This is a genomic window from Bacillus sp. GM2 (genome assembly GCF_056155945.1).
The window spans coordinates 1328509-1351070 of record NZ_JBRKSZ010000007.1 but is presented as its reverse complement, the minus strand read 5'-3'; the positions used below and the strand labels follow the sequence as shown (position 1 = coordinate 1351070).

Sequence of the window (22562 nt, the reverse complement as noted above, 5' to 3'; positions counted from 1 at the left end):
ATGTTCTCTACAGATCATGATGCCCGTCAAATGGCGGAAGGTTTTCGGTGGAACTGCTGCCATCTTCCGCCTGCAGAGGCGCCCTTTTATTTTCGAAACGGCGGAAAAGCAGCGATGATCAGACTGCTCCACGCGGCTCCTCACACCGACAATCTCGACGTATTCGTAAACGGAATATCCGTTTTTCAAAACATCTCCTATACAGATTTATCTTCTTATGTCCGGTTTCCTGCCGGCCGTATTCAAATCGATGTTTTCCAAAGAGGCAGGGCGCGCGGTCCCATACTGACGGTACAGTATCACCTGATCCACGGCGGGTACTGCACGGTTGCCGTTACAGGCACAGCCGCAAAGCTCGTTTCCGTCGGAATGTATGACCAGCCTGCGGCTGATCCGGAAAGCCGCAGCATCCGATGCGTCCATTTATCGCCGGACTCCCCCGCTCTTGACTTTGCAGTGCAAAACGGACCTGTCCTGTTTTCCGGTGTCCCCTTTCAAACGGTCACCCGGTACATCCAGGTGCGTTCACAGAAAATCGACATGGAGCTAAAGGCCGCCGGTTCAACAGCGGTCCTGCTGAAGGTCCCGAAAATCACGCTTCACGCCGGGGAATCCGCAACTTTGTATGGTCTCGGTTTCGTCAACGGCTCCCCTTCTCTCACAATAAAAGCGGCGCCGTTTCCTGCCAAAGCTCCGCCTTCATAGCGAAAAAAAAGAGACCTGATGTCTCTTTTACAGTCTGCTGAAGCATGGACAACAAAATCCTAAAACGGTCTCATGTTTTAGGATTTTGCCGGCAATTATTGATTGTGATGGTCAGTTTTTTTATGTTTTTTTGCATCTAGGGTAAAGATCATAATGCTTAAAAACAACGCACAATACCCGATGTTCAAATACATCTTGTCCATGTTTTCATCGATGAAACTGAAGGCGGCGAGGCCGCCGAAGTACAGTGAAAACAACATAGACAGCAAGCTGAAATATGTGTAGATACGTTCCATATGTTCACCCCTGTAAATCCCGCTGCACGATCTATGAATCTGTTTGTGCAGGCTGATAATAAACAAATTCGATTTGATCTTTTTCTAAATCAATGTCTTTTGCTTTCACATACATTCCGTTTTTAAGCGGCATCTCTGACAGACGGACTTGAATTTCTTTAGCGTCCGAACGAACGTGTACAAAATCAGGAAGATCATAAAATTGATCCATGTAGTTCAGCACCATCGATATCGGAACATTTAACTTGCCGATCGAAAATCTCGTCACGTCAAGAACCACATCTCCGTTTTTTTCCACTGTCGGCCGAAAGGACACCTTCGCATCGACTGTCGAGGAAAAGGCGCGGATCGCACCGACGATGTGGAATTCATCATCGATTTCGATTTGATAGTCAAGATCCGGTGAAGACTCCTTTTCCAAATACGTGTTGATGAATGCGGCCAATGACTCTTTCGTGCTCGTCACGTTCAATTGGTATTCGCTCGGAGTCGGCCGCGACGGTTCCTTTTGACCGCCGGGCATGAATACGAGAATGAAAATCCCGGCAAGTATGATGAGGTTGACTGCTGCTAAAATTAAAAATAAGCTCTTCCATTTCTTCATTTTTTCACCTTATTCTGCTGAGGGGTCTTCGTTTTTAATTTGTTCGTAAACGCGTTTCGCTATTAAAGAATACCCGTATTGATTAGGATGAAACTCATCTTTTGCAATCTTCTTTTCATCGCTGTATTCCTCAAAAATATCAGCAATATCCGCCATTTTCGTATTGGAGACCTTTTTCAGGCTTTTTTCTGCGCCTTCATTCCATTCGTCTACGACTTGGTCAATTTCCCTCAGTTCAGACAGCGTAAACTTAAATGGATTATACATGCTGACATAAATCAATTCAGCGCTGGCGTTTTGCTCTCTGATTTCCGCTAAAATATTCGAAAACCGCTTTTCAAACAGTTTTTGTTCAACGCGGAAAGGTGTGAGCGTTAAGTGCGCGAAGTTTTGGCGGACGACTTTCATCAGGTCGTTGCCCCCGATTGTAAATAAAATGTAGTCTGCATCTTTCAGGCCCTCTTGTACTTCTTTTTCTTTTAATCTTTCAAGCAGCTGATCGGTCCGGGAGCCTTTAACGGCATAATTTTTGACCGTTACGGACTTCACATCTCTCCGGCTTTCAAGCTCGTCGGCCACCATGCCGACATAGCCTTTCTTTTCTTGATCGCCTACCCCCTCTGTCAGAGAATCGCCCACTGCTGCAATCACGATATCGCGCTTAGGGGAGACCGATGTTTTTTCAACGCCCGCATTCCATTCCGTACAGGCTGAAAGCAGACAGACGAGGGCCATCATGACTGTTATAAACCGTATGTTCAAAAATGATGCCCCTTCCTTCTAGATAACCTAAAAAAAAGTGTACCATGTTTTGATTCTTTTGAAAATGATTTGACAGGTGTTAAAAAAAGCCTGTTTTCCGGTGGTCAGGAAGCAGGCTTTTAGCGGCAGGCCGCCCGTTTTTATCAACGGTTTTCCAGCGTCTTAATATCGGCGATGATTTCATCGTACGGCGTATCTTTTGCACCGTCATAATCCTTGACGACTTTGCCGTTTTGATCGACTAGATAAAATGACGATTGGTGAATCACCTGATCCTCATCTTCAGGTTTTTTCACGATTGCTTTAAAGCTTTTCAGCGCAAATTTTTCGATTTCCTCCTGCGAGTATCCGGTTAAAAAATCCCAGTTTTGAAAATTGAGCGGATAGTTGGCCGCAAATTTCTTCAATTTTTCAGGCGTATCATTTTCGGGGTCAACGCTGAATGAGACGATGCGGGCCTGCAGGTTTTCCTCTTCCATTTGTTTTTGCAGTTCAGCCATATGTGAAGTCATCGGCGGACAGATCGTTTTACAGTTCGTAAATATAAAGTCGGCCACCCACACCTGGCCTTTTAAACTTTCAAGAGACACCGTTTTCCCGTCTTGATTTTGAAAAGAAAAAGATTGTACGTCATAGTTTAAAGAATTTTCAATCTTGCTAGTTCCGCAGGACGAAAGAAACACTGTGAGTATACCTGCAAGGACAATGCCAAAAACGTTTTTCAATCCTTCCATCCCCTTTTTCAATCGGTGTAAAAGGTAAAACCGATCGCTCCTTTTCCGGTATGAACCGAGATAATCGGCGTTGTGTATGAAATATCAATATCGATTCCCGGGATATGTTCAAGCAAAGAGTCTTTCAGCCTATGGGCAAGGTCGAGTGCATCGGCATGGGCGATTCCGATCGCCTGCACCGTCCTTCCCTTCACCGCGGAAAGAAATTGACCAGTTAAATAACGGATAAGCTGACTGCTGCTCCGGACATTTTTTTCAGGCGTATAGATTCCGTTCTCGAGCCTCGCGATCGGCTTAACCTTGAGCAATGAGCCGATCAGCGCTTTTCCTTTCCCGATGCGGCCGCCTTTGATCAAGTTATCAAAATGATCAATTGTCACGTAGAGGGATGTCCGGTCGCGCAAGTTCTCCAGGTCATTTACAATCGCTTCGGCCGTCATTCCCTCTTCGGCCAGCAAGGCGGCCCGCAAGACCTGAAAGCCGAGGCCTTTTGAAATATACATGGAATCAATCACCGTAATGTTCCCGTCGACCATGTTTGAAGCGCTTACAGCCGTCTGGTATGTCCCGCTCAATTGGCTTGAGAGATGGATGCTGATCACTTCGCTTCCGTCAGCGGTCAGCTCTTCGTACAGTTCGATAAAAGCGCCTAAAGGCGGCTGTGAACTTTTCGGGAGTTCTGCGGCGCTCTCCATTTTCTCAATAAATTCGTCCGGCTGAATATCGAACCTGTCTCTGTAAACAATGCCGTCGATTGATATCGAGAGCGGGAGAACGGAAATATGATATTCTCTGAGCAGTTCTTCGCTCAAGTCAGCTGTTGAGTCCGTTACAATTTTAATGCTTGTCAATTCCCTTCACATCCTGTCGGTTCAAATGGTGAATTTCCTAGTGAGGCCAAATCGGCATGAAAAATTCTTTGCCGGCCGAATGCCGTCTTCCGCCCTTTTCAAAGCGGATTTGGCTGTCTTCATGGGCCGGCAAAGAATGCAATCAATTCTTATGCATTATGCTTCAATTCTTCCTGTTGATAAATGGCGAGGTAATCCTGCCATTTCAATGCTCTCTTTAAGTAGTCCCTAAAGGAGTAGACATTTTTTTTCCGCTTTGAACAATAGAGCGTCTTTAAAAAGATTTCGAGCCTCAGACTGGCCATAAAAAAATGCGGGTCGTCCTCCTTCAGCACGGGTATTTCCGTCACCTTCACCTTCTGTCCATCCGAACGTTTGAACTCCAGGCTTTTAAGTAACAAGCTATCAATCCTCATTTATGAGATATTTTCTTTATTATACATAATCTCAGGAGCCGTTGTCTGTGATTTATGCGTGTTTTCAAAAAAATTTCTTAAATCAGCAAATGAAAGAGCCCTTCATCTTTATTCACTTCGACATAGCGGAAGCCTTTACGGTCCATTCTCGCAATCAGCGGCTCATAGTCTTCGCGCTGCTTCAATTCGATGCCGACGAGCGCAGGGCCGCTGCTTTTATTATTTTTCTTCGTATATTCAAACCGGGTGATATCATCGGTCGGCCCGAGCACTTCATCTAAAAATTCGCGCAAAGCTCCCGCCCTTTGCGGGAAGTTCACGATGAAATAATGCTGGAGTCCTTCATACATCATTGATCTGTCTTTGATTTCCTGCATTCTGCCGATATCGTTGTTTCCTCCGCTCACAATGCATACGACATTTTTCCCTTTAATTTCATCCCTGTAAAGGTCTAAAGCGGCGATCGGCAGCGCTCCCGCAGGCTCGGCGACAATCGCGCATTGGTTGTACAGCTCAAGAATCGCGGTGCATACCTTGCCTTCGGGAACGAGCAAAATATCATCTACAACGGTTTCAAGCGTTTTAAATGTCTCTTCGCCGATTTTCTGCACGGCGGCTCCGTCTACAAATTTATCGATTTTCTCGAGGGTGACGACTTCGCCTTTTTTGTTTGACTCAAATAGAGCCGGCGCGCCTTTGGGCTCAACCGCGATCAGCTTTGTATCCGGGGATACGTTTTTCATGTAGGTTCCCACTCCTGAAAGCAGGCCGCCTCCGCCTACGCTTGCGAATAAATAATGGGGTTCTGTTTCGATATCGTTTAAGATTTCGACCGCAACCGTTCCCTGGCCGGCCATGACGGCAGGATCGTCAAACGGGTGGATAAATGCCCGTTTTTCTTCCTCGCAGCATGCGACTGCGCTTTGATATGCATCATCGAACGTGTCGCCTGTCAGGATGATCTCGACGTATTCCTTGCCGAACAATTCGACTTGAGAAATTTTTTGCCTCGGAGTCGTCGACGGCATAAAAATCTTTCCGTGAATACCGAGATGTTTACAGGAAAAAGCGACCCCCTGCGCATGGTTTCCTGCACTGGCGCAGACGACCCCGTTTTTCGTCGTTTCTTTTGAAAGCTGCTTCATTTTATAATAGGCGCCTCTCAGTTTAAAAGAGCGGACAACCTGCAGATCTTCTCTTTTTAAATATACGTTGCAATCGTACCTCTCAGAGAGCCTCTCATTTTTTTGGAGGGGGGTATGAATGACAACATCTTTTACATTTTGATGGGCTTTTAAAATGTCTTTGACTTGGATGAGAGAGTTTTCTTTAAGCAACGGTTTCATGTATAAGATCCTTTCTGTATAAAGCTTTATTTAATACGCCATTATATCATGAATATTCAAAATTTAAAGGGCAATTCTTTGTTATTTACAGAATATTATACACTTTCTCGATATATACGGAGTTCTTTTCGATTGTTAATGTGCAGCCAAATACACTTTTTTTCAAAAAACTCTTTATTTGTTCTAATTGGGTGTTATAATAGAACCAATTAGAACCAAAAGGAGATCCGCCATGATTAAACACACGTATCCGTCCGTAGGGTTCTCCGAGCTGATCGGGGAATGCGATTCCTTTTTGCAAACGAAAAACAGAGCGATACAATTTGCAGCCTCTTCCCATCCGATTCTGATTCATGGAGAAACAGGCACAGGTAAAGAGCTGTTCGCCAAAGCCATTCATTCCGGATCATCTTTCAAGCATGATCCCTTTACACACGTAAGCTGCAGCACGCTGAATGAAGATGAAGCGGCTGAAGACTTTTTTCTTTCAGAGATGAATGAATCCGGAACCTTGTTTCTCGACGAAGTGTGGGGGCTTTCCTTGCCTCTCCAGGGCAAGCTTTTGGCAGCCATTGAAAAAGGGATGGCAAAAAGACTGATCGCCACCTCAAGCGTGCCGCTCGGTGAACGGATTGAAAGCAGCGAATTCCGCAAGGATTTGTACTACAGGCTCAATGTGCTCGACCTTCCGCTTCCCCCCCTTGCTGAACGGCGAAGCGACATCCCCCTTCTCGTGCATCATTTTGTAAAAAGCGGGGATCATGACATATATGTCGAACCGGTCGTTTGGAAGGCTTTAGAGCAGCATGAGTTTGAGGGGAACGTCAGAGAACTCAAAAACATGACGGATTATATGAAAACCGTCTCAGACGGGAAAACGATTCAGCTTTACGACACTCCGCCGGCGTTAAGAGAACAAATCGAAAAGAAGAAGCCAAAAGACAAAAAAACGGCTTCAACATCACTGACTTTAATGGAAAAAGAGGAGTTTGCGTTTTTGCTCGATGCAGTCAAACAATTAAATGAAAAAGGAGAGCCTGCCAGCCGCAGGGTTCTGTCTGAACTGAGCAAAAACGGCAAGTCGGAGCTTACCCCCCAGCAAGTGCGCAGCAGATTGGATTATTTGGAAAAAAGAGAGTTTATTACAAAGGGCCGCGGAAGAGCCGGGACAAAAATCACGCTTGAAGGCCTCCGCTTTTTAAGCTCTTTAAAGCATCACATTATTCAAGATTAGAAAGGGTGACTTGGTATGTACACGATTAAAGAAGAAATTGCGAATGCAATAACCCATGGACTCGGCGTTCTCCTCTCCATACCCGCCATCGTATTTTTGGTGATATTTGCGATCCGCTACGGAAGTCCGGTGGATGTTGTCAGCTTTTCGATTTTCGGCGCTTCCATGCTGTTCCTGTATTTAAGTTCGACCCTTCTGCACAGCATTCAGCACAAAAAAACGAAAGATATTCTTGAGATCATCGATCACTCAGCCATCTATGTACTGATTGCGGGTACATACACACCGCTGCTCCTCGGACCTTTGAAAGGCGCGCTCGGCTATACAATGCTTGCGGTTGTCTGGGGGCTTGCGATTGGCGGAGTTGTATTTAAAATTTTTTTTGTGAAACGGTTTATCGTGGTCAGCACGCTGGTGTATCTCGTGATGGGCTGGATGGCGATCATTGCGATCAAGCCGCTTTATACGGCCTTGACCGGAGAAGGATTCGCCCTGCTGCTCTTAGGGGGAATATTGTATTCCGTCGGAACGATCTTTTATTTATGGAGAAAGATCCCGTATCATCATGCGATTTGGCACACTTTCGTACTCGGCGGCAGCGCCTCCATGTTTTTCTGCGTACTTTTCTACGTGGCAAAGGTGCCGTTTGTATCATAAACGGCGAAAACCAGGCTTCCTTTACGGGAGCCTGGTTTTTTTTATGCCTGAAGCTGTTTGTTTTCGGTCAGGACGTAAGCCTGGTGGATCGTCAAGTCGATATCAGCAGGCCTCAGCCTCTTGAACAACTTGCCTTTCTTCATGTCTTCCGTACCGGCTGTTTCGACTGCAACGATCGGAATGCCGAGCCTTTTGGATAAAGATTTGTAATCGAGCCCGTCTTCAGACAGAATAAAGCTTTGGCCTTTCCTGATGATCTCTTCCACTTTTTCAAGTGATGCTTCCTTGTCGGCGCTTTTTTTGACCGCGGCCATTTTATTGAGCCAGCCGCTGAGCAGCGGATAACGAAAGGCGCGCGGATCAGCAAAAAACGAAGCCGTTTTATCAAGGTGTCCGAGCAGCACGGCGAGCTCTGACAGGCCGAGCTTTGGATGCACGTAAAGGACGGGCCCCGCCGGGGATCTTCCGTTCTGATGGATGGAAACGGTCGAACCGGTTAAGCCGATGCACCCCCGCAAAAAAGCTTTCGGCTTATCAAAGACAGCTTCCATCTGATTGGCATACGAAAGGCGCGGGTCAAGTGTCTGCAGCGCCTGCAGGAGCTTGATATGCTTGATGAACATATAGGCTGAATAAACCCATAAAAAACAATAGCGAAACATGAAAAACCCTCTCCTCTATCCTTTTCTTTGATAAACGAGGAATTCGTAGTCATAAGGATTTTTGTCATCTTTCAGGCCTTTCCGCCTCGAAACGATTTCCCATTCGGCTTCGCTGAATTCAGGGAAATACCGGTCCCCTTCAAAGGTTTCATCGATTTTTGTCACATACAGCTTGTCCGCAAAAGGCAGAATCTCCGCGTACAGTGTTGAACCGCCGATGACAAAACATTCTTCATTTTTGTTTTTCGCAAACCGCACCGCTTCTTCTGCCGAGTGCATCACCTGACAATTCGGGATATCCAGTTCTTTATTGGATGTAACGATGATGTTCTCCCGGTGAGGCAAAGGTCTGCCGATGGATTCAAACGTCTTTCTCCCCATGATTACGGCGTGTCCTTTCGTCACCTCTTTAAAATACTTCAAATCCTGCGGCAGATGCCATGGCAGATCATTATCTTTGCCGATCAGGCGGTTTCTGTCCATGGCGGTAATCAATGAAATCATTAATTTAAAGCCCCCTTATGATGTTTGTAGCGAAATAAAGCCGGATGATGCTCATCTCTTTGTGTGATCATCTGTGAACATGATGCATGTAGATGGAGGTTAAAGCTGTGATGAGAGGAAACCTTTCTTTCTTCGAGGTTTTCATTCTGATCAGGCCGCCCGAATGCATTGGTGTCATTCCCCGTTTTGTTCAATTCCGGTTCTCTAACATATGACGGCATATATCCGCATGATGTTTCATTTTTTTCATCCTTTTGTAGTGTATCTTGTTTAACCTTTCGAAAACAAGATATTTTTCGAGAAAAGGTTTAAAATATGCGGCATAAAAAAGTCCCCGCCTGATGGCGGGGACGGCCGGATCTTTCAGCGGCTATTCGCAACGCTCTGTCCGTCTGTTCTCTTTTCCTGCACTTCATCCTCAAGATCCTGATGCGAATGGGCAATTCGGCTTGCAGCAGCTGCCGCCAAGGCAGCGACGATATCATCAAGGAACGTGTGAACCTCATCGTCCGGACAGTCGTCCAGTTCTTTAATGATGCCGAACTTTTCTTTATCCAGATAGCCGAAGTTCGTCAAGCCGATCGAACCGTAGACGTTTACGATGGAAAGCGGAATAATCTCGTCGATTCCGTAAAGGGGTTCATCCGTTTCGACCAAATATTGAAGCGGTTCAGGCAATAGCTTTTTCTCGGCAAGCTGGTCAAGCGCTATCCCCGTTAACACGGCATGAACGATTTCCCTTTTGTTTAAGACCTTTTCGACATTCTCAATGCATACTTCAAGCGACAGATCAGGATGGTATTTTTCCTGCAGCTTTTGTACGATCAGCGCGATATCCTCAATCGTAACCCCGCGCTCATTCAGCATATTTTTCGTTATGTGCACCATTTCATTCATCGTATACTTCTTCATCTGCATCAATCTCCTTTAGTGGCTCATCCAGTTAGGCGGTGTATTGCGGTCCCAGTAAATGCTTCCGAGATCGTGATGTTTTTGAAAGCCGTCTTCGGCAGTATGATAATGAAAGTTAAACCAGTACCCTTTATGCGGCGGCTTGTCCCTGCGCACATGGAATCTCAGCACATCTTCCCCCGTTTTCCGGTTGTAAACGTGGAAAATTCTTTCCGACTTCCCCGCCGTCGGCGTTTTGGAAATGACGAGATCCTGGTAAGCGTCATTGTCCTGCATTGTCATGAGATGGCTGACGATGATCTCCTCGACCTTTGGAAGCACTTCTTCCCTGTACTCGTCTTCAATGACCGGCGATATCCTGCTGCCGAATTTTACGAATGACAGATCTTCCGCTTCATTGAGCAGTTCGTCCTTGTAAGTGTTAAATGAAGATCTGGATTCGCTGTCTTCTTCAAGTTCGGGCTCTTCCTGCTTTTGATAAACAGCTGTATACCCGGATTCTTTCACGCTCTGATGCTCCTGCGGCTTGTCCGCCATTAATGCAGCAGGAGGAGATACAAGGCCGAACGTTGCAATTGTAAATAATGCGACAAGCGCTTTTCTCATCCACATCTTCATGACTGATTAGTCCCCTTCTGATCGCTTTCTCGTTTTCTCTTATTCTATCATAGGTTGAATTTTCAGTCATTCATAAAGTGGCAGTGCAGAAAAACAAAACGCCTTTTCTTTTGCCGATAAAACGTTTACAATCAAAGATGAAAATTCCAAAACTGGGAGTGATCGTTCATGGTTGAAGGTCTTTTTATAGCCGCTTCATTGATTACCCTCGCTTATTTTATCGTCATGGAAATCGCAGATTAAAAAATCCCAAGGTGTATACCTTGGGATTTCATCTTTCGAGGACACCGTAATGAAACAGGGCTGTTTTTCGTTTTTTTACGGAAAATCCGTATTTTTCAAAGCGCGGACTCTTCCAGTGGTCTTTCAGGACCACTCTTTTTCTGGCGACCCGAAGGGCTTCATGTAAAGCACCGTCAAGCGTAAATTCGGAATGCGCCCACTTTCTTAAAGGGGCGATGCCGTCTGATTCTTTGATTCCAACATCAAACATCGGGTCAAAGTAGACGATATCTGCTGAATCATCATCAAGTTCCAGCAAGTAATCAATGCTGTCGCCGGAATGAACCCGAATCCTTTTCATCGCCTGATCCAAAGCGTCAAGGCCGGTCTCCCACGATTGAAGCCCCGCCTCGACAAGAAAAGCGAGGAGCGGGCTTTTTTCAATTCCGCACACCTCGCCTAGTTCGCCTGCGGCAAGGCTCGCAATGATCGCGTCTGATCCAAGACCGAGCGTACAATCGAGCAGCTTGTCTCCCGGTTCAACTTGTGCAGCTTCGACAAAAGGGTCCGGTTCGCCCCTTAACATGCGCTTCGCCCGGAACATTGCAGAGTTCGGATGGAAAAAGAACTTTTCACCCTCTGAATGATACAGCTCAAAGCGCTCTTTTCCAACCACGAGAACATCATCCTGCTCTGTTTGCCGGATCTGGCGAATCGGCCGTTTTCTCCGTTCGGAAAAGCGGGCGCCGAGCGTCCGGCTGATTTTTTCCGCCGTTAAAACCGTGCTTTCAGTCGGTCTGTAGCTTGTTGTGACAATCATGTTTTTCTCCGTAAAAAATGCCCTTCAAAGGGCATTTTAGCAATGTTTTTCAAAAGCATCTGTAATGTTTTTCATAATCTCCGTCATTTCACGGCCTTCAATCTGTTCACGCGGAATGAAATGAACGACTTCTTTGCCTTTCAGCAGTGCCATTGAAGGTGAAGACGGTTCATATCCTTCGAAGTATTCCCGCATTTTTGCCGTTGCTTCGCGGTCCTGTCCGGCAAAAACTGTAACGGTCTCGTCAGGCCCGTTTTCGCTTCCGGAGACGGCCTGAACGGCTGCCGGTCTCGCCAGTCCGGCGGCACATCCGCAGACTGAATTGATGACGACGAAAGTCGTGCCTTCTGCACCTTCCATGAAAGTCTCAACTTCTTCCGCAGTCGATAACTCTTTAAAGCCGGCCTGCACCAATTCCTGACGCATCGGAAGAACGAGCTGGCGCATGTATTCTTCATAAGCTGTTGACATATTAAAAAGCCCCCTCTATAAACCTTGACTACTGATGTCAAGGATACTACAGCGGGGGCTGAATTTCAAACACCGAGCGAAAAAACCGCTAGATTTTCATAATGCCTCCGGTATTGGCAGATGTCACCAGCTTTGAATACCGGGCGAGATAGCCTGTTTTCACTTTCGGTTCAAATCCGGGCCAGTTTGCTTTTCTTTTTTCCCATTCTTCATCTGAGATTTCGATGTTTAAAATCCGCTTTTCGATATCGACAATGATATGGTCGCCGTTTTCTACGAAAGCAAGCGGGCCGCCTTCGGCTGCTTCTGGCGAAACGTGGCCGATCGAAAGACCGCGGGAGGCTCCGGAAAAGCGGCCGTCAGTAATTAAGGCGACTTTCGGACCGAGGCCCATTCCGACGATCTGCGAAGTCGGTGCAAGCATTTCAGGCATTCCCGGTCCGCCTTTAGGACCTTCATAGCGGATGATCACGACATCTCCCGCTTTTACTTTACGGTTGATGATACCGTCAAGCGCTTCTTCCTGCGAGTCAAAGACAACCGCAGGTCCTTCATGACGGGTAATCCCGTCTTGGACGCCGCCGGTTTTAATGATCGCTCCGTCAGGCGCCAGGTTGCCGAACAGGACGGCGAGTCCGCCTTGCTCTGAAAACGGCTGATCGATCGGATGAATGACCTCGTAATCCGTCACTTCGCGCCCGGCAATATTTTCGCCAAGCGTTTTTCCCGTTACGGTCAGCGTATCCAAGTGAAGCGCGCCTTCTTTTTTCGACAGCTCGTTTAAGACTGCTGATACGCCTCCAGCTTCATGCAAATCTTCAATAAACACATCGGAAGCCGGCGCAAGCTTTGATAAATGCGGAACCCTTGCCGCTACCTCATTGATCCGTTCAAGCGAGTAGTCTACCCCCGCTTCATTGGCGATCGCAAGCGTATGGAGGATCGTATTCGTTGATCCGCCGAGCGCCATGTCTAAAGCGAACGCATTGTCGATCGCTTTTTCGGTCACGATGTCGCGCGGTTTGATATCCGACTTGATCAGCTCCATCAGCTGGCGGGCCGACTGTTTGGCAAATTCCCTTCGGTCGGGCGATGTCGCCAAAATGGTGCCGTTACCCGGCATAGCGATGCCAAGAGCTTCAGAAAGGCAGTTCATCGAGTTGGCCGTGAACATGCCCGAGCATGATCCGCATGTCGGACAGCCAAACTGTTCAAGCTCCTCAAGCCCTTTCTCATCGATCTTGCCTGATTGATAAGCGCCAACGCCTTCAAATACAGAGGAAAGCGAGATTTTCCGTCCGTCGCTCGTTCTTCCCGCTTCCATCGGTCCCCCGCTGACAAACACGGTCGGAATATTGATCCGCATTGCTGCCATGATCATGCCCGGCGTGATTTTATCGCAATTTGGAATACATACCATTCCGTCAAACCAGTGCGCTGATACAACCGTTTCCACTGAATCGGCGATGATTTCGCGGCTCGGAAGAGAATATCTCATTCCGATGTGCCCCATCGCAATTCCGTCGTCGACCCCGATTGTATTAAATTCAAACGGAACACCGCCGGCCTCTCTGATCGCCTCTTTGACGATTTTTCCGAACTCCTGCAAATGGACATGACCCGGTACGATATCGATATATGAGTTACATACGGCAATAAACGGTTTGCCGAAGTCCTCTTCTTTTACTCCTGCCGCGCGCAGCAAACTGCGGTGCGGCGCTCTGTCGATCCCTTTTGTAATCATGTCACTGCGTAAACCTGTCATCGTGATCCTCCTAAATATCTTCGTATTTACATTCTATATTTTCTGAATATTCAGTTTTAAAAAACTGTCTGTTAACCGCTTGCCGGACTGATCCGCAAGATGACGGCTGTTTTGATCTTCATCTGTAAATCATTCCCCATGAATCAGAACCTCCACATTCCATATGATTGCTAACTACTATATATATTTTCAGCGTGTTTTTCAACAATATTCGAAATATTTTTATAGAAAAAGTGATATTTTATAACAAGATGCGTGACTTTTTTCAAAATTCCCGGATGGATCGCCGCTTCGGAACGAAGAGCTTAAGGCATCAAAAAAGACGCTGTTTCCAGCGTCCTTGTCAGCCGTCTTTTTTGCGGCTTTCCGTCATTTGCTTCCATACGGAGCCTTTCGCTTCTTCACCGTATTCGATCCGTTCGATCGCCATTTTGACTTGAAGGCTGACTTCAAATTCGGGATCGTTTTCAGCTTCTTTTAAAGCGGGAAGCGCGCTCTCATCGCCGACTTCGTACAGAAACATGGCGGCTCTCCAGCGCACAAGCTTGCTCGGGTCCTTGAGCGCTTTGATCATTGCCGGAATCGCTTCCGGGTTTCCGATGTCTGACAGACAATCACCGGCTGTTCTTCTGACCGTGATCGTTTTGTCTTCGAGCGCTTGATATAAAAGAGGAAGCACCGCAGGCGTTTCGATCATGCCCAAATAAACGACAGCAAGCCTTCTGATCGATGTTTTCGGATCCTTGAGTGCTTTTTCGAGTACTGGAATGTCCTTTTCATCCGGGTCCATTTGTTCTAGATGGGCATAACGTTTTTGCCAATCTTCCTCATCCATCATTTCAAGCGTTACCCGGTAAGACTTTCGCTGCACAGCCGCGCGTTTATCCTCAGCATCGCTTGATGCGGCTGATTCCGTCAGCTTCCGCAGGCGCTCCTCATCGTAAGCCGCCTCAAGCTCTTCCGTTACTTCACGGCCGATTTCTGAAAAATCGCCAAATCTGACGCCTTGCTCTTTCCATGACCGTTCGAGCACGACGTTGGAAGACGCGGTTTTAAGCTTCAAGATCGCTTCCTGGAAACGTTCCGGAAGGCCGAAGCGCTCCTCGCGCTCGCCGTCGGTCAATTTCACCTGCATCGGTATCCCGCTGAACATTTGCACGAAGACTTTAACCTCACCGAACGATTCCTTTTCTTCGGAACGGGCCCCCGCCTCTTCGGCTTCGTCCATTCCGAAGGCAGCGCGCACAGCAGGGAGGATGTCTTTCCAGTCAAATCTCGCATTGCGCTCGACAGCGATAAAATCGGCCACATGGTAGACGCCTTTTACTCCGTCTATGTTTAAAACCTCTTGGATGACGGGAGGCGCGCCTTCCGCATGGTCCTTTTTATAATTATTGCTTTTTCCGCCCGGCAGTTCTTCGGTCAAAATCACCTTCATTGTATTCGGGCTCGGTGTCGGTTCTATCGATTTAATTTTCATCATTGTCCCCCTCTGTTAAAAGATCCGGTCTTATTCTACCATAACCCCCGGCCCTGATCTATCAAGGCGGCTTTCTATGGAGAAGGCGCATTCATTTTCCAGTTCGCCGAGAAAGTCAAGCATCAGCTGATGCCTTTTTTCCGCGAGCATCCGTCCCGTCTTTGTATTCATCAAATCTTTTAAAAGGAGAAGCTTCTCGTAAAAGTGGCCGACAGCAGTAGGGGCATTGGCGCTCCCATAGAGGAGATGGCCCTTTGCCCCCGCATACATCAAAGCCCTGGCGATCCCGACAGCGCCGATCGCATCAAGCCGATCGGCATCCTGAACGGCCATACCTTCTTTTGAAAGGGGTTCATCTTTATATTTTTCTCTGTCTCTGAAGGAAATTCTTGTGATGATGGCGAGAATCCCGTCAACTGTTTCCGGATCGACCTTCCAGTCTTCTGACAGGCGCCTTTTCAGCTCCTGAAGCGGAACCCGGTGTTCATCGGCAAGCTTTACATCAATCACATCGTGGAGAAGGGCGCAAGCTTCGGTCATAAACAGGTCTGCACCCTCTTCTTTTGCAATCTGAAGGCTTACGTTCCGAACCCTTTCGATATGCAGCCAGTCATGTCCTGTGCCTTCGGCTGCGAGCTTTTTTCTTACCCATTCGGACATCAAGCGGATCTGTTCTGTTTGTTCCTGATTCAGCCGAGCCATTTCTGAATGGCCTCCTCCATCTCCTTTGGATTGGTTTGCGGTGAAAAACGCTCAACGTTTTCGCCAGTTTGATCGACGAGAAATTTTGTGAAATTCCATTTGACCGCTTTTGTTCCAAGCATGCCCTTCGCCTTGTTCGTCAAGTGGCGGAACAGTGGATGGATTTGATCTCCTTTTACATTCACCTTCGAAAACATAGGAAACGTGACACCGTAGTTTACGCTGCAAAATTCTTCAATGCTTTTTTCATCGCCAGGCTCCTGATTCATGAATTGGTTGCTGGGAAAGCCCAGAATCTCAAGCCCTCGGTCTTTATATGTTTCATACAAGTCTTGAAGCTGTTCATATTGAGGTGTAAATCCGCACTTTGAGGCCGTGTTGACGATGAGAAGCACTTTGCCTTTATACGGCCGCAGTGTCGTGTCCTCGCCTTTAATCGTCTTGACGCTGATATCGTAAATGGACATGACCGTCCCTCCTTTTTAGAATAAACCTTTGGCCCTGCCGTCTTCACCGACATCCATTTTAAGTGCAGCAGGACGTTTCGGCAGCCCGGGCATTGTTAAAATGCTGCCAGTTAAAGCGACGATAAATCCCGCGCCCCTCGATGGTTTTAATTCACGGACGGTGATGCTAAAACCTTTCGGCCTGCCGATTTTCCCCGGATCATCTGATAAAGAATACTGAGTTTTGGCCACGCATACTGGCAGCCCGTCCAATCCGTTCTTTTTCAATTCCAGCAGCTGCTTTTTCGCCTTTTCGGTAAACTCTACCCCTTCGGCTCCATAAACGGTGCGGGAAATCTTGGTTAATTTGTCTTCGATCGAGTCGGTTAATTCATATAAATAGGAAAAACGATTGTCCTTTTGTTCCATGACATGAATGACTTCCCTTGCCAGGTCAGTCCCGCCTTTTCCGCCTTCTTCCCAAACATTGCACAGTGCAGCCGGATGTCCGTTTTCCCTGCACCAGCCAAGAACGGTCTCAAGCTCATCCTCCGCATCGTGTACAAATCTGTTGACGGCCACAACGTACGGAAGACCGAAGGCGTCTATCGTTTCGATATGCTTCGCAAGGTTTGCGATTCCGCTTTTTAATGCTTTTACGTCTTTTTGCTTCAAATCGGCGAGAGGCGTTCCGCCGTGCATTTTCAGCGCTCTGACGGTGGCGACGATCACGACCGCTCCCGGGGTGAACCCGCCGGCTCTCGTTTTGATGTGCATGAATTTTTCCGCACCCAAATCCGCGCCAAATCCCGCTTCAGTCACGACATAATCAGCCAGTTTCGCAGCCGTTTTCGTCGCGATCAAACTGTTTGCCCCGTGAGCGATGTTTGCAAACGGGCCTCCGTGGACGAGCGCCGGTGTTCCTTCAACAGTCTGAACAAGGTTTGGTTTGATGGCATCTTTTAACAGGAGGGCAAGCGCTCCCTGGACACCGAGCATGCCGGCCGTCACCGGCTCTCCGTCAACAGTGTAGGCAACGATCATTGCTGCCAGGCGTCTTTTTAAATCGGCCAAGTCTCCGGCCAGGCATAAAACGGCCATGATTTCCGATGCGACAGTAATGTCAAAGCCGTCTTCCCGGGGAAATCCGTTCGCTTTTCCGCCCAAGCCGACAACGGTTTCGCGCAGCGCCCTGTCATTGAGGTCAAGCGTCCTTTTCCAGACGATTTTTCTAATATCGATGTTTAATTCGTTTCCCTGATGAATATGATTGTCTATAAAAGCCGCCAAAGCGTTATTCGCAGCTGTGATCGCATGCATATCTCCCGTAAAGTGGAGGTTGATATCCTCCATCGGAAGAACCTGGGAATATCCTCCTCCGGCAGCCCCGCCTTTCAGTCCCATTGTCGGACCGAGTGAAGGTTCCCTCAATGCAACGATTGATTTTTTGCCAATCTGCCAGAGTGCCTGGCTCAATCCGACGGTGACAGTCGACTTCCCTTCGCCGGCCGGGGTCGGGTTGATGGAAGTTACCAAAATCACCTTTCCATCGGGTTTTTCTTTTAAACGCTCAAAAATTTTTAAAGAAATTTTCGCTTTTGTGCAACCAAAACACTCTATTTCATCGTCATTTATATTGAGTTTCCGTGCAATTTCGGCAATCGGTTTTAATTCCGTGCTTTGGGCGATTTCTATGTCTGATAAATGGGATTTCATTTGCAAGAGGAGCCTCCTTTTGGTTCATCACACGATGATTTTCCATATTTTTCACACACTTCTTTCATTGTAACACAATTCACACATTGAAATATCGCCAAAAAGTTCCTATAATGAAGAAAAATCAGCGGAGAAAACCGGAGGTGGCGTGTTGCCTATCAACATACCTATCAATTTGCCAGCGAAGCAGATTCTTGAAAGTGAAAATATTTTTGTCATGGATGAAAAACGGGCTTTTCATCAGGACATTAGACCTTTAAATATTGTAATTCTTAATCTGATGCCGCAGAAAATCAGGACCGAGACACAGTTGCTCAGGATGCTCGGAAATTCTCCTTTACAGGTATATTTCACTTTTTTAATACCGTCTACACACACGCCAAAACATACACCAAGGCAGCATTTGGAACAGTTTTATACAACTTTTTCTTCGATCAGGGACCGAAAATTCGACGGCATGATTATTACCGGTGCGCCGATCGAGCACCTGGAGTACGAAGAGGTGTCCTATTGGAAAGAACTCCAGGAGATTTTAGACTGGAGCAAAACGCATGTCACGTCAACGCTTCACATCTGCTGGGGAGCGCAGGCAGGACTGTATCATCACTACGGAATTCGCAAAGTCAAACTGCCGAAAAAAACATTTGGCGTTTTCGAACACAGAATAATGGAGAAAAATGAAAGACTGGTCAGAGGCTTTGAAGAATTCTACTATGTCCCGCATTCGAGGTATACAGATATAAATATGGATGACCTGAAAGCCGTTTCCCATTTAAAAGTGCTCAGCGTATCCGATGAAGTGGGCGTCTGTTTAATTGCTTCAAAAGATGAAAAACAAGTTTTTTTAACTGGACATCCTGAGTATGATACAAATACTCTTAAAGAAGAGTATGAAAGGGATTTAGCCAGGAACATGGACATTGATCCGCCGGTGAATTATTTTAAAGACGGGCCGGACGGCGCGGCGCCTGTAAACCGCTGGAAAGCCCACGCGACTCTTTTGTTCATGAACTGGCTGAACTATTACGTTTACCAGGAAACACCATATGAGTGGAAATGAAATTCTCATGCCCTGGTCTGATGCAAGACATTCAAAATGTGTTAAAATACAGTTGGGTTAGTCTTCCATAAGGGGGGGTTCGGCTTTGCCGAGAAAGCAAGAATAATAAGGAACCCAGTGCTTTCCTGCCGATCCATACTTTAAAAATACCTTAATTTTTGTTCTTCATTTATAATTAAAATAATATTTATGGTATGGTATGTGTGGACATTGACTCCTGTTTTTTTACCATTTTAGCTCTTGCTGTTTGAATTAATTGAGGTGAATATGCTTGAATACCAATAAAAATATATTAATTTTGACTGCAAATTACGGAAATGGCCATGTTCAAGTAGCCAAAACGCTCTACCAAGAGTGCGAACGGCTCGGTTTTAAGAATGTAACTGTTTCGAATTTGTATCAAGAATCAAATCCGATTGTGTCAGAGATCACGCAGTATCTCTACCTGAAAAGCTTCTCAATCGGTAAACAGTTTTATCGCCTGTTCTACTATGGGGTCGATAAAATTTACAATAAAAGAAAGTTTAATATTTATTTCAAAATGGGAAATAAACGGCTGGACCAACTGGTTAAAAAACATCAGCCAGACATCATCATCAATACGTTTCCAATGATTGTCGTGCCCGAATACAGACGGAGAATGGGAAAAGTCATTCCGACCTTTAACGTCATGACAGATTTCTGCCTTCACAAAATTTGGGTCCACGAACATATTGATAAATATTACGTAGCAACTGATTATGTGAAGGAAAAACTGCTCGAAATCGGCACTCACCCGAGCAATGTCAAGATCACGGGTATTCCGATCCGCAGGCAGTTTGAAGAAGAAATGGACAAAGATAAAATCTACGAGAAGTATCAGCTGTCTCCCGACAAGAAGATATTGCTGATCATGGCAGGCGCACACGGGGTTCTGAAAAACGTAAAAGAACTGTGTGAATCTCTGGTGACGAAAGAGGATGTTCAAGTCGTCGTCGTGTGCGGAAAAAATACGATGCTGAAATCTTCACTGGAAGACATTGAAGCCCTTTATCCAAACAAGCTGAAATCGCTCGGTTATATCGAAAGAATTGACGAGCTGTTCAGGGTGGCTGACTGCATGATCACAAAGCCGGGCGGAATTACCTTGACGGAGGCCACGGCAATCGGCGTTCCCGTCATCCTTTACAAGCCTGTTCCCGGGCAGGAAAAGGAAAATGCCCTGTTCTTCGAAGACAGAGGAGCTGCCATCGTCGTCAACAGGCATGAGGAAATTCTTGAATCAGTCTCCTCCCTTTTGGCTGATGAGAAAAAGTTAAACGAAATGAAGAAAAACATTAAAAGCCTGCATTTATCCAATTCATCAGAAGTCATCCTGACGGACATTATCGAGCAGTCTGAAATCATCATGAACAAAAAACAGACTGTCCGGGCGCTGTCCTAAAAAAGCCCGAGTCAAAAAAACACTTGCTCTGCAAGTGTTTTTTTCGTTTAATATTAAGATTCCGAGTAATAAACTTCTTCAAACGGCTGCACAACGACAAACCCGTTCCCTGAAAACTTCATTTGGATCGATTCCCCGCTTCCCCTGCCGATGAACGTCTTAAAAGATACATCTGTCACAAATTCAGGCTGCAGGCTTCCAGACCAGGCAACCGTTGCGTTTGGATCGGTATAGACTGGGCTTTCCGGGGTTACGATCAAAGTGAGCGGCTCGTAATGGCTTGTGATTGCAGCCATTCCAGTACCCTCAAGCTTAATGTTAAACAATCCGCCGGCCAGCATGCCGGAAATTCTTTTCATCAGTTTGATGTCCCAATCGATCGACGGCTCAAATGCGAGCAGATCGTGCCCGTTCACAAATATGGAGTCCTCCTTCAAGTTTAAGATGGAAATCTTCTTTCCTTGATCCGCGAGGTACACCTTCCCGTTTCCTTCCGCTTTCATCAGTGCAGCCCCTTCGCCGCTGAACACTTTTTTCACCATACGTCCAATTCCGTGTTCAAATACCCCTTCACGCTTAAATTTGACTCTTCCCCTGTAGGAAACCATCGAACCGGCCTTTGCCCACACTTTTCCATCGAGATTAACTTCCAAGAGACGGGGCGTTTCCATTTCAAACAGCCCCTCCCCTTTGTCTTCCTGCTGGGTTTTGGATACAAACTCATCAACCGAATAACGGTTCATCTATCAACACTCCTCTTCGCATTCCTGATATTGGTTTTATTATATACGGGCTGACGCTTAAAATGTTTCGTCCGCTTTGCGAAAAATAATGATCAATAACCATAAATCGAAAACGTTTTCAAAAAAATTCCTTAAAAAAGCATTAAAGTTCATTTTTTTCTCTTGACAGCTTGACGAAGCCTCCATAGATAGTGTATAGTGAAACCATCATTTAGCAGAACATCGTTAGATGATGAAAATTTTTTTTAGCACATTGTGCTACAGTACTAGGAGGATTAAGCAATATGCAAAACGGTAAAGTAAAATGGTTTAACAATGAAAAAGGCTTCGGCTTCATCGAAGTTGAAGGCGGAGACGATGTATTCGTTCATTTCACTGCAATCGAAGGTGACGGATACAAATCTCTAGAAGAAGGACAAGAAGTTTCTTTCGAAATTGTTGAAGGTAATCGTGGACCTCAAGCATCTAACGTTGTAAAGCTTTAACAAAATCAAGACAATTGAGACTTCAAATAATAGGAGAGGCATTTTTTGCCTCTCCTATTTAATTTTCAGCTGAATTTCGATCGCCAGTATATTTTGCTTCAGCCTTTGCTCGATTTCCTCAATGTTCTTCTCGAGAGATGGACGCCCCTTTTTCGCGATATCAACGAGCTGTTCAAGATCTTTATATACCTCCACAAATGTCTTGTGAAGAACGGTTTGCAGTTCATTGCTTTCCACTGTTCCTCAGACTCCTTTTTTTCATGATTACCTAAATTAGTAATAAAGACTTATATTTTTTAGGTTCAATAGTTATATCGGATTAATTTTACTTTATTTTTTCTATTTCACACATAAAAATGCCTTTTTTAGAAAAAATACTTGTCGGAGGTGTATGATCATGAACTCAGAACATCGCGATGATCTCGTAACGGGATTTAATCAGCGCAAGCAGCTTGAAATAGCCGTAGAAACCGCCCAAAAGACGACGGGAATGGCGACGAGGCAAAAGAGCTCCACTTTGCTGAAATCGGCGTATCAATCGATCGAAGATGCCAGACAGCTGTCACAGGCTGAGGAACTATCCGCACTGGATGAAGACTTTTTAAACGAACAGCTCAACATATTAAATGATTGCCAGCACCAGCTTGACGAATCACAGCATTAAAAAAACCGCGTTCAGCGGTTTTTTTAGCGCGGCCCAAGGATAATGGCCTATTGGGGATGGTAAAGGGATCAATTTTTGTTTGTCAGCACGTCTCCATAGGTGCGGAGCTTTTCCCCGACCGTACATTTTGAAATGCAAAATGCGTGGGCCTACGTTTTTCCGTATTCTTTTCTGAAGTGTTTTTTGATGAAGCACCCTTCACAGTAGGTGTCCTGCAAATGTGTCAGTTCCTTAAAGATCTCTTTCTTATCCAAAACGTTCATC

The 22562-nt window shown here is 46.2% G+C and carries 27 protein-coding genes and 1 pseudogene; 7 read left to right on the top strand and 21 right to left on the bottom strand.

Translation table 11 applies throughout. The annotated features are described in order from the left end of the window. Complete coding sequence (locus ACVC9U_RS07845; protein ID WP_075754183.1) at nucleotides 1-705, top strand: DUF4397 domain-containing protein; 705 nt, start codon at nucleotides 1-3, stop codon at nucleotides 703-705. 95 nt (nucleotides 706-800) lie between these two features. Here the strand turns inward: ACVC9U_RS07845 and ypmT are convergent, their stop codons facing one another. From ypmT to ilvA, 7 genes are all read right to left on the bottom strand, one after another. After that, on the bottom strand, nucleotides 801-1001 hold the full coding sequence (gene ypmT / locus ACVC9U_RS07840) for a protein YpmT (protein ID WP_020451868.1): 201 nt from the start codon (nucleotides 999-1001) through the stop codon (nucleotides 801-803). Nucleotides 1002-1032: 31 nt separating this feature from the next. Further along, complete coding sequence (locus ACVC9U_RS07835; RefSeq protein WP_075754181.1) at nucleotides 1033-1605, bottom strand: YpmS family protein; 573 nt, start codon at nucleotides 1603-1605, stop codon at nucleotides 1033-1035. 9 nt (nucleotides 1606-1614) lie between these two features. Then, nucleotides 1615-2367, bottom strand: coding sequence for an SGNH/GDSL hydrolase family protein (locus ACVC9U_RS07830; protein WP_025811267.1), 753 nt, complete (start codon nucleotides 2365-2367; stop codon nucleotides 1615-1617). 143 nt (nucleotides 2368-2510) lie between these two features. Next, the gene (locus ACVC9U_RS07825; RefSeq protein ID WP_033155119.1) at nucleotides 2511-3101 is read right to left on the bottom strand and encodes an SCO family protein; all 591 of its coding nucleotides are present in this window, start codon (nucleotides 3099-3101) and stop codon (nucleotides 2511-2513) included. An 8-nt stretch (nucleotides 3102-3109) separates the two neighbouring features. After that, the gene (locus ACVC9U_RS07820; protein ID WP_025811265.1) at nucleotides 3110-3952 is read right to left on the bottom strand and encodes a DegV family protein; all 843 of its coding nucleotides are present in this window, start codon (nucleotides 3950-3952) and stop codon (nucleotides 3110-3112) included. A 149-nt stretch (nucleotides 3953-4101) separates the two neighbouring features. Then, nucleotides 4102-4353: a YpmP family protein gene (locus ACVC9U_RS07815; RefSeq protein WP_025811264.1), complete on the bottom strand. Its 252-nt coding sequence runs from the start codon at nucleotides 4351-4353 to the stop codon at nucleotides 4102-4104. Nucleotides 4354-4445: 92 nt separating this feature from the next. Beyond that, nucleotides 4446-5714, bottom strand: coding sequence for a threonine ammonia-lyase IlvA (gene ilvA / locus ACVC9U_RS07810; protein ID WP_075754179.1), 1269 nt, complete (start codon nucleotides 5712-5714; stop codon nucleotides 4446-4448). Nucleotides 5715-5946: 232 nt separating this feature from the next. On the opposite strand from ilvA, the gene ACVC9U_RS07805 reads away from it, so the two are divergent. Beyond that, complete coding sequence (locus ACVC9U_RS07805) at nucleotides 5947-6948, top strand: sigma 54-interacting transcriptional regulator (protein WP_075754177.1); 1002 nt, start codon at nucleotides 5947-5949, stop codon at nucleotides 6946-6948. A 15-nt stretch (nucleotides 6949-6963) separates the two neighbouring features. Next, nucleotides 6964-7605: a PAQR family membrane homeostasis protein TrhA gene (gene trhA / locus ACVC9U_RS07800; RefSeq protein ID WP_065643827.1), complete on the top strand. Its 642-nt coding sequence runs from the start codon at nucleotides 6964-6966 to the stop codon at nucleotides 7603-7605. 41 nt (nucleotides 7606-7646) lie between these two features. Here trhA and ACVC9U_RS07795 read toward each other — a convergent pair whose 3' ends face one another. From ACVC9U_RS07795 to ACVC9U_RS07745, 11 genes are all read right to left on the bottom strand, one after another. Continuing rightward, nucleotides 7647-8267 (bottom strand): 1-acyl-sn-glycerol-3-phosphate acyltransferase, encoded by a 621-nt coding sequence (locus ACVC9U_RS07795; protein ID WP_441390481.1) that lies wholly within the window; start codon nucleotides 8265-8267, stop codon nucleotides 7647-7649. A gap of 15 nt (nucleotides 8268-8282) precedes the next feature. After that, nucleotides 8283-8771 carry a dihydrofolate reductase gene (locus tag ACVC9U_RS07790; RefSeq protein WP_075754175.1) on the bottom strand — a complete coding sequence of 163 codons (489 nt, stop codon included), beginning with the start codon at nucleotides 8769-8771 and terminating at the stop codon, nucleotides 8283-8285. 363 nt (nucleotides 8772-9134) lie between these two features. Beyond that, on the bottom strand, nucleotides 9135-9683 hold the full coding sequence (locus tag ACVC9U_RS07785) for a phosphatidylglycerophosphatase A family protein (protein ID WP_441390479.1): 549 nt from the start codon (nucleotides 9681-9683) through the stop codon (nucleotides 9135-9137). 15 nt (nucleotides 9684-9698) lie between these two features. After that, complete coding sequence (locus tag ACVC9U_RS07780; protein ID WP_065643822.1) at nucleotides 9699-10301, bottom strand: YpjP family protein; 603 nt, start codon at nucleotides 10299-10301, stop codon at nucleotides 9699-9701. 271 nt (nucleotides 10302-10572) lie between these two features. Continuing rightward, nucleotides 10573-11343 (bottom strand): class I SAM-dependent methyltransferase, encoded by a 771-nt coding sequence (locus ACVC9U_RS07775; RefSeq protein ID WP_075754173.1) that lies wholly within the window; start codon nucleotides 11341-11343, stop codon nucleotides 10573-10575. A gap of 36 nt (nucleotides 11344-11379) precedes the next feature. Then, the gene (locus ACVC9U_RS07770) at nucleotides 11380-11814 is read right to left on the bottom strand and encodes a BrxA/BrxB family bacilliredoxin (protein ID WP_065643820.1); all 435 of its coding nucleotides are present in this window, start codon (nucleotides 11812-11814) and stop codon (nucleotides 11380-11382) included. An 88-nt stretch (nucleotides 11815-11902) separates the two neighbouring features. Beyond that, the gene (gene ilvD, locus ACVC9U_RS07765; protein WP_075754171.1) at nucleotides 11903-13579 is read right to left on the bottom strand and encodes a dihydroxy-acid dehydratase; all 1677 of its coding nucleotides are present in this window, start codon (nucleotides 13577-13579) and stop codon (nucleotides 11903-11905) included. A 343-nt stretch (nucleotides 13580-13922) separates the two neighbouring features. Next, nucleotides 13923-15059, bottom strand: coding sequence for a conserved virulence factor C family protein (locus tag ACVC9U_RS07760; protein WP_075754169.1), 1137 nt, complete (start codon nucleotides 15057-15059; stop codon nucleotides 13923-13925). 30 nt (nucleotides 15060-15089) lie between these two features. After that, nucleotides 15090-15761 (bottom strand): HD domain-containing protein, encoded by a 672-nt coding sequence (locus ACVC9U_RS07755; protein WP_075754167.1) that lies wholly within the window; start codon nucleotides 15759-15761, stop codon nucleotides 15090-15092. Then, nucleotides 15749-16228: a glutathione peroxidase gene (locus tag ACVC9U_RS07750; RefSeq protein WP_075754165.1), complete on the bottom strand. Its 480-nt coding sequence runs from the start codon at nucleotides 16226-16228 to the stop codon at nucleotides 15749-15751. The genes ACVC9U_RS07755 and ACVC9U_RS07750 overlap by 13 nt, the downstream gene beginning before the upstream one ends. Before the next feature lie 15 nt (nucleotides 16229-16243). Next, on the bottom strand, nucleotides 16244-17923 hold the full coding sequence (locus ACVC9U_RS07745) for a formate--tetrahydrofolate ligase (RefSeq protein WP_145652277.1): 1680 nt from the start codon (nucleotides 17921-17923) through the stop codon (nucleotides 16244-16246). A gap of 151 nt (nucleotides 17924-18074) precedes the next feature. Between ACVC9U_RS07745 and metA the strand changes: the two genes are divergently transcribed. Beyond that, nucleotides 18075-18983 carry a homoserine O-acetyltransferase MetA gene (metA, locus tag ACVC9U_RS07740; protein WP_441390474.1) on the top strand — a complete coding sequence of 303 codons (909 nt, stop codon included), beginning with the start codon at nucleotides 18075-18077 and terminating at the stop codon, nucleotides 18981-18983. A 271-nt stretch (nucleotides 18984-19254) separates the two neighbouring features. Next, nucleotides 19255-20406 carry a diglucosyl diacylglycerol synthase gene (locus ACVC9U_RS07735; protein ID WP_145646122.1) on the top strand — a complete coding sequence of 384 codons (1152 nt, stop codon included), beginning with the start codon at nucleotides 19255-19257 and terminating at the stop codon, nucleotides 20404-20406. Nucleotides 20407-20459: 53 nt separating this feature from the next. Here the strand turns inward: ACVC9U_RS07735 and ACVC9U_RS07730 are convergent, their stop codons facing one another. Beyond that, the gene (locus ACVC9U_RS07730) at nucleotides 20460-21149 is read right to left on the bottom strand and encodes an AIM24 family protein (protein ID WP_145646124.1); all 690 of its coding nucleotides are present in this window, start codon (nucleotides 21147-21149) and stop codon (nucleotides 20460-20462) included. Nucleotides 21150-21433: 284 nt separating this feature from the next. Here ACVC9U_RS07730 and cspD point away from each other — a divergent pair, with 284 nt between their 5' ends. Beyond that, nucleotides 21434-21634, top strand: coding sequence for a cold-shock protein CspD (gene cspD, locus ACVC9U_RS07725; protein ID WP_003230776.1), 201 nt, complete (start codon nucleotides 21434-21436; stop codon nucleotides 21632-21634). Nucleotides 21635-21688: 54 nt separating this feature from the next. Here the strand turns inward: cspD and ACVC9U_RS07720 are convergent, their stop codons facing one another. Further along, the gene (locus ACVC9U_RS07720; protein WP_003182837.1) at nucleotides 21689-21871 is read right to left on the bottom strand and encodes a hypothetical protein; all 183 of its coding nucleotides are present in this window, start codon (nucleotides 21869-21871) and stop codon (nucleotides 21689-21691) included. A 160-nt stretch (nucleotides 21872-22031) separates the two neighbouring features. Between ACVC9U_RS07720 and ACVC9U_RS07715 the strand changes: the two genes are divergently transcribed. Next, nucleotides 22032-22298: a DUF2564 family protein gene (locus tag ACVC9U_RS07715; RefSeq protein WP_020451892.1), complete on the top strand. Its 267-nt coding sequence runs from the start codon at nucleotides 22032-22034 to the stop codon at nucleotides 22296-22298. Nucleotides 22299-22366: 68 nt separating this feature from the next. On the opposite strand, the pseudogene ACVC9U_RS07710 reads toward ACVC9U_RS07715, so the two are convergent. Next, nucleotides 22367-22552, bottom strand: a pseudogene (locus tag ACVC9U_RS07710) (zinc-finger domain-containing protein). Nucleotides 22553-22562 lie beyond the last annotated feature (10 nt).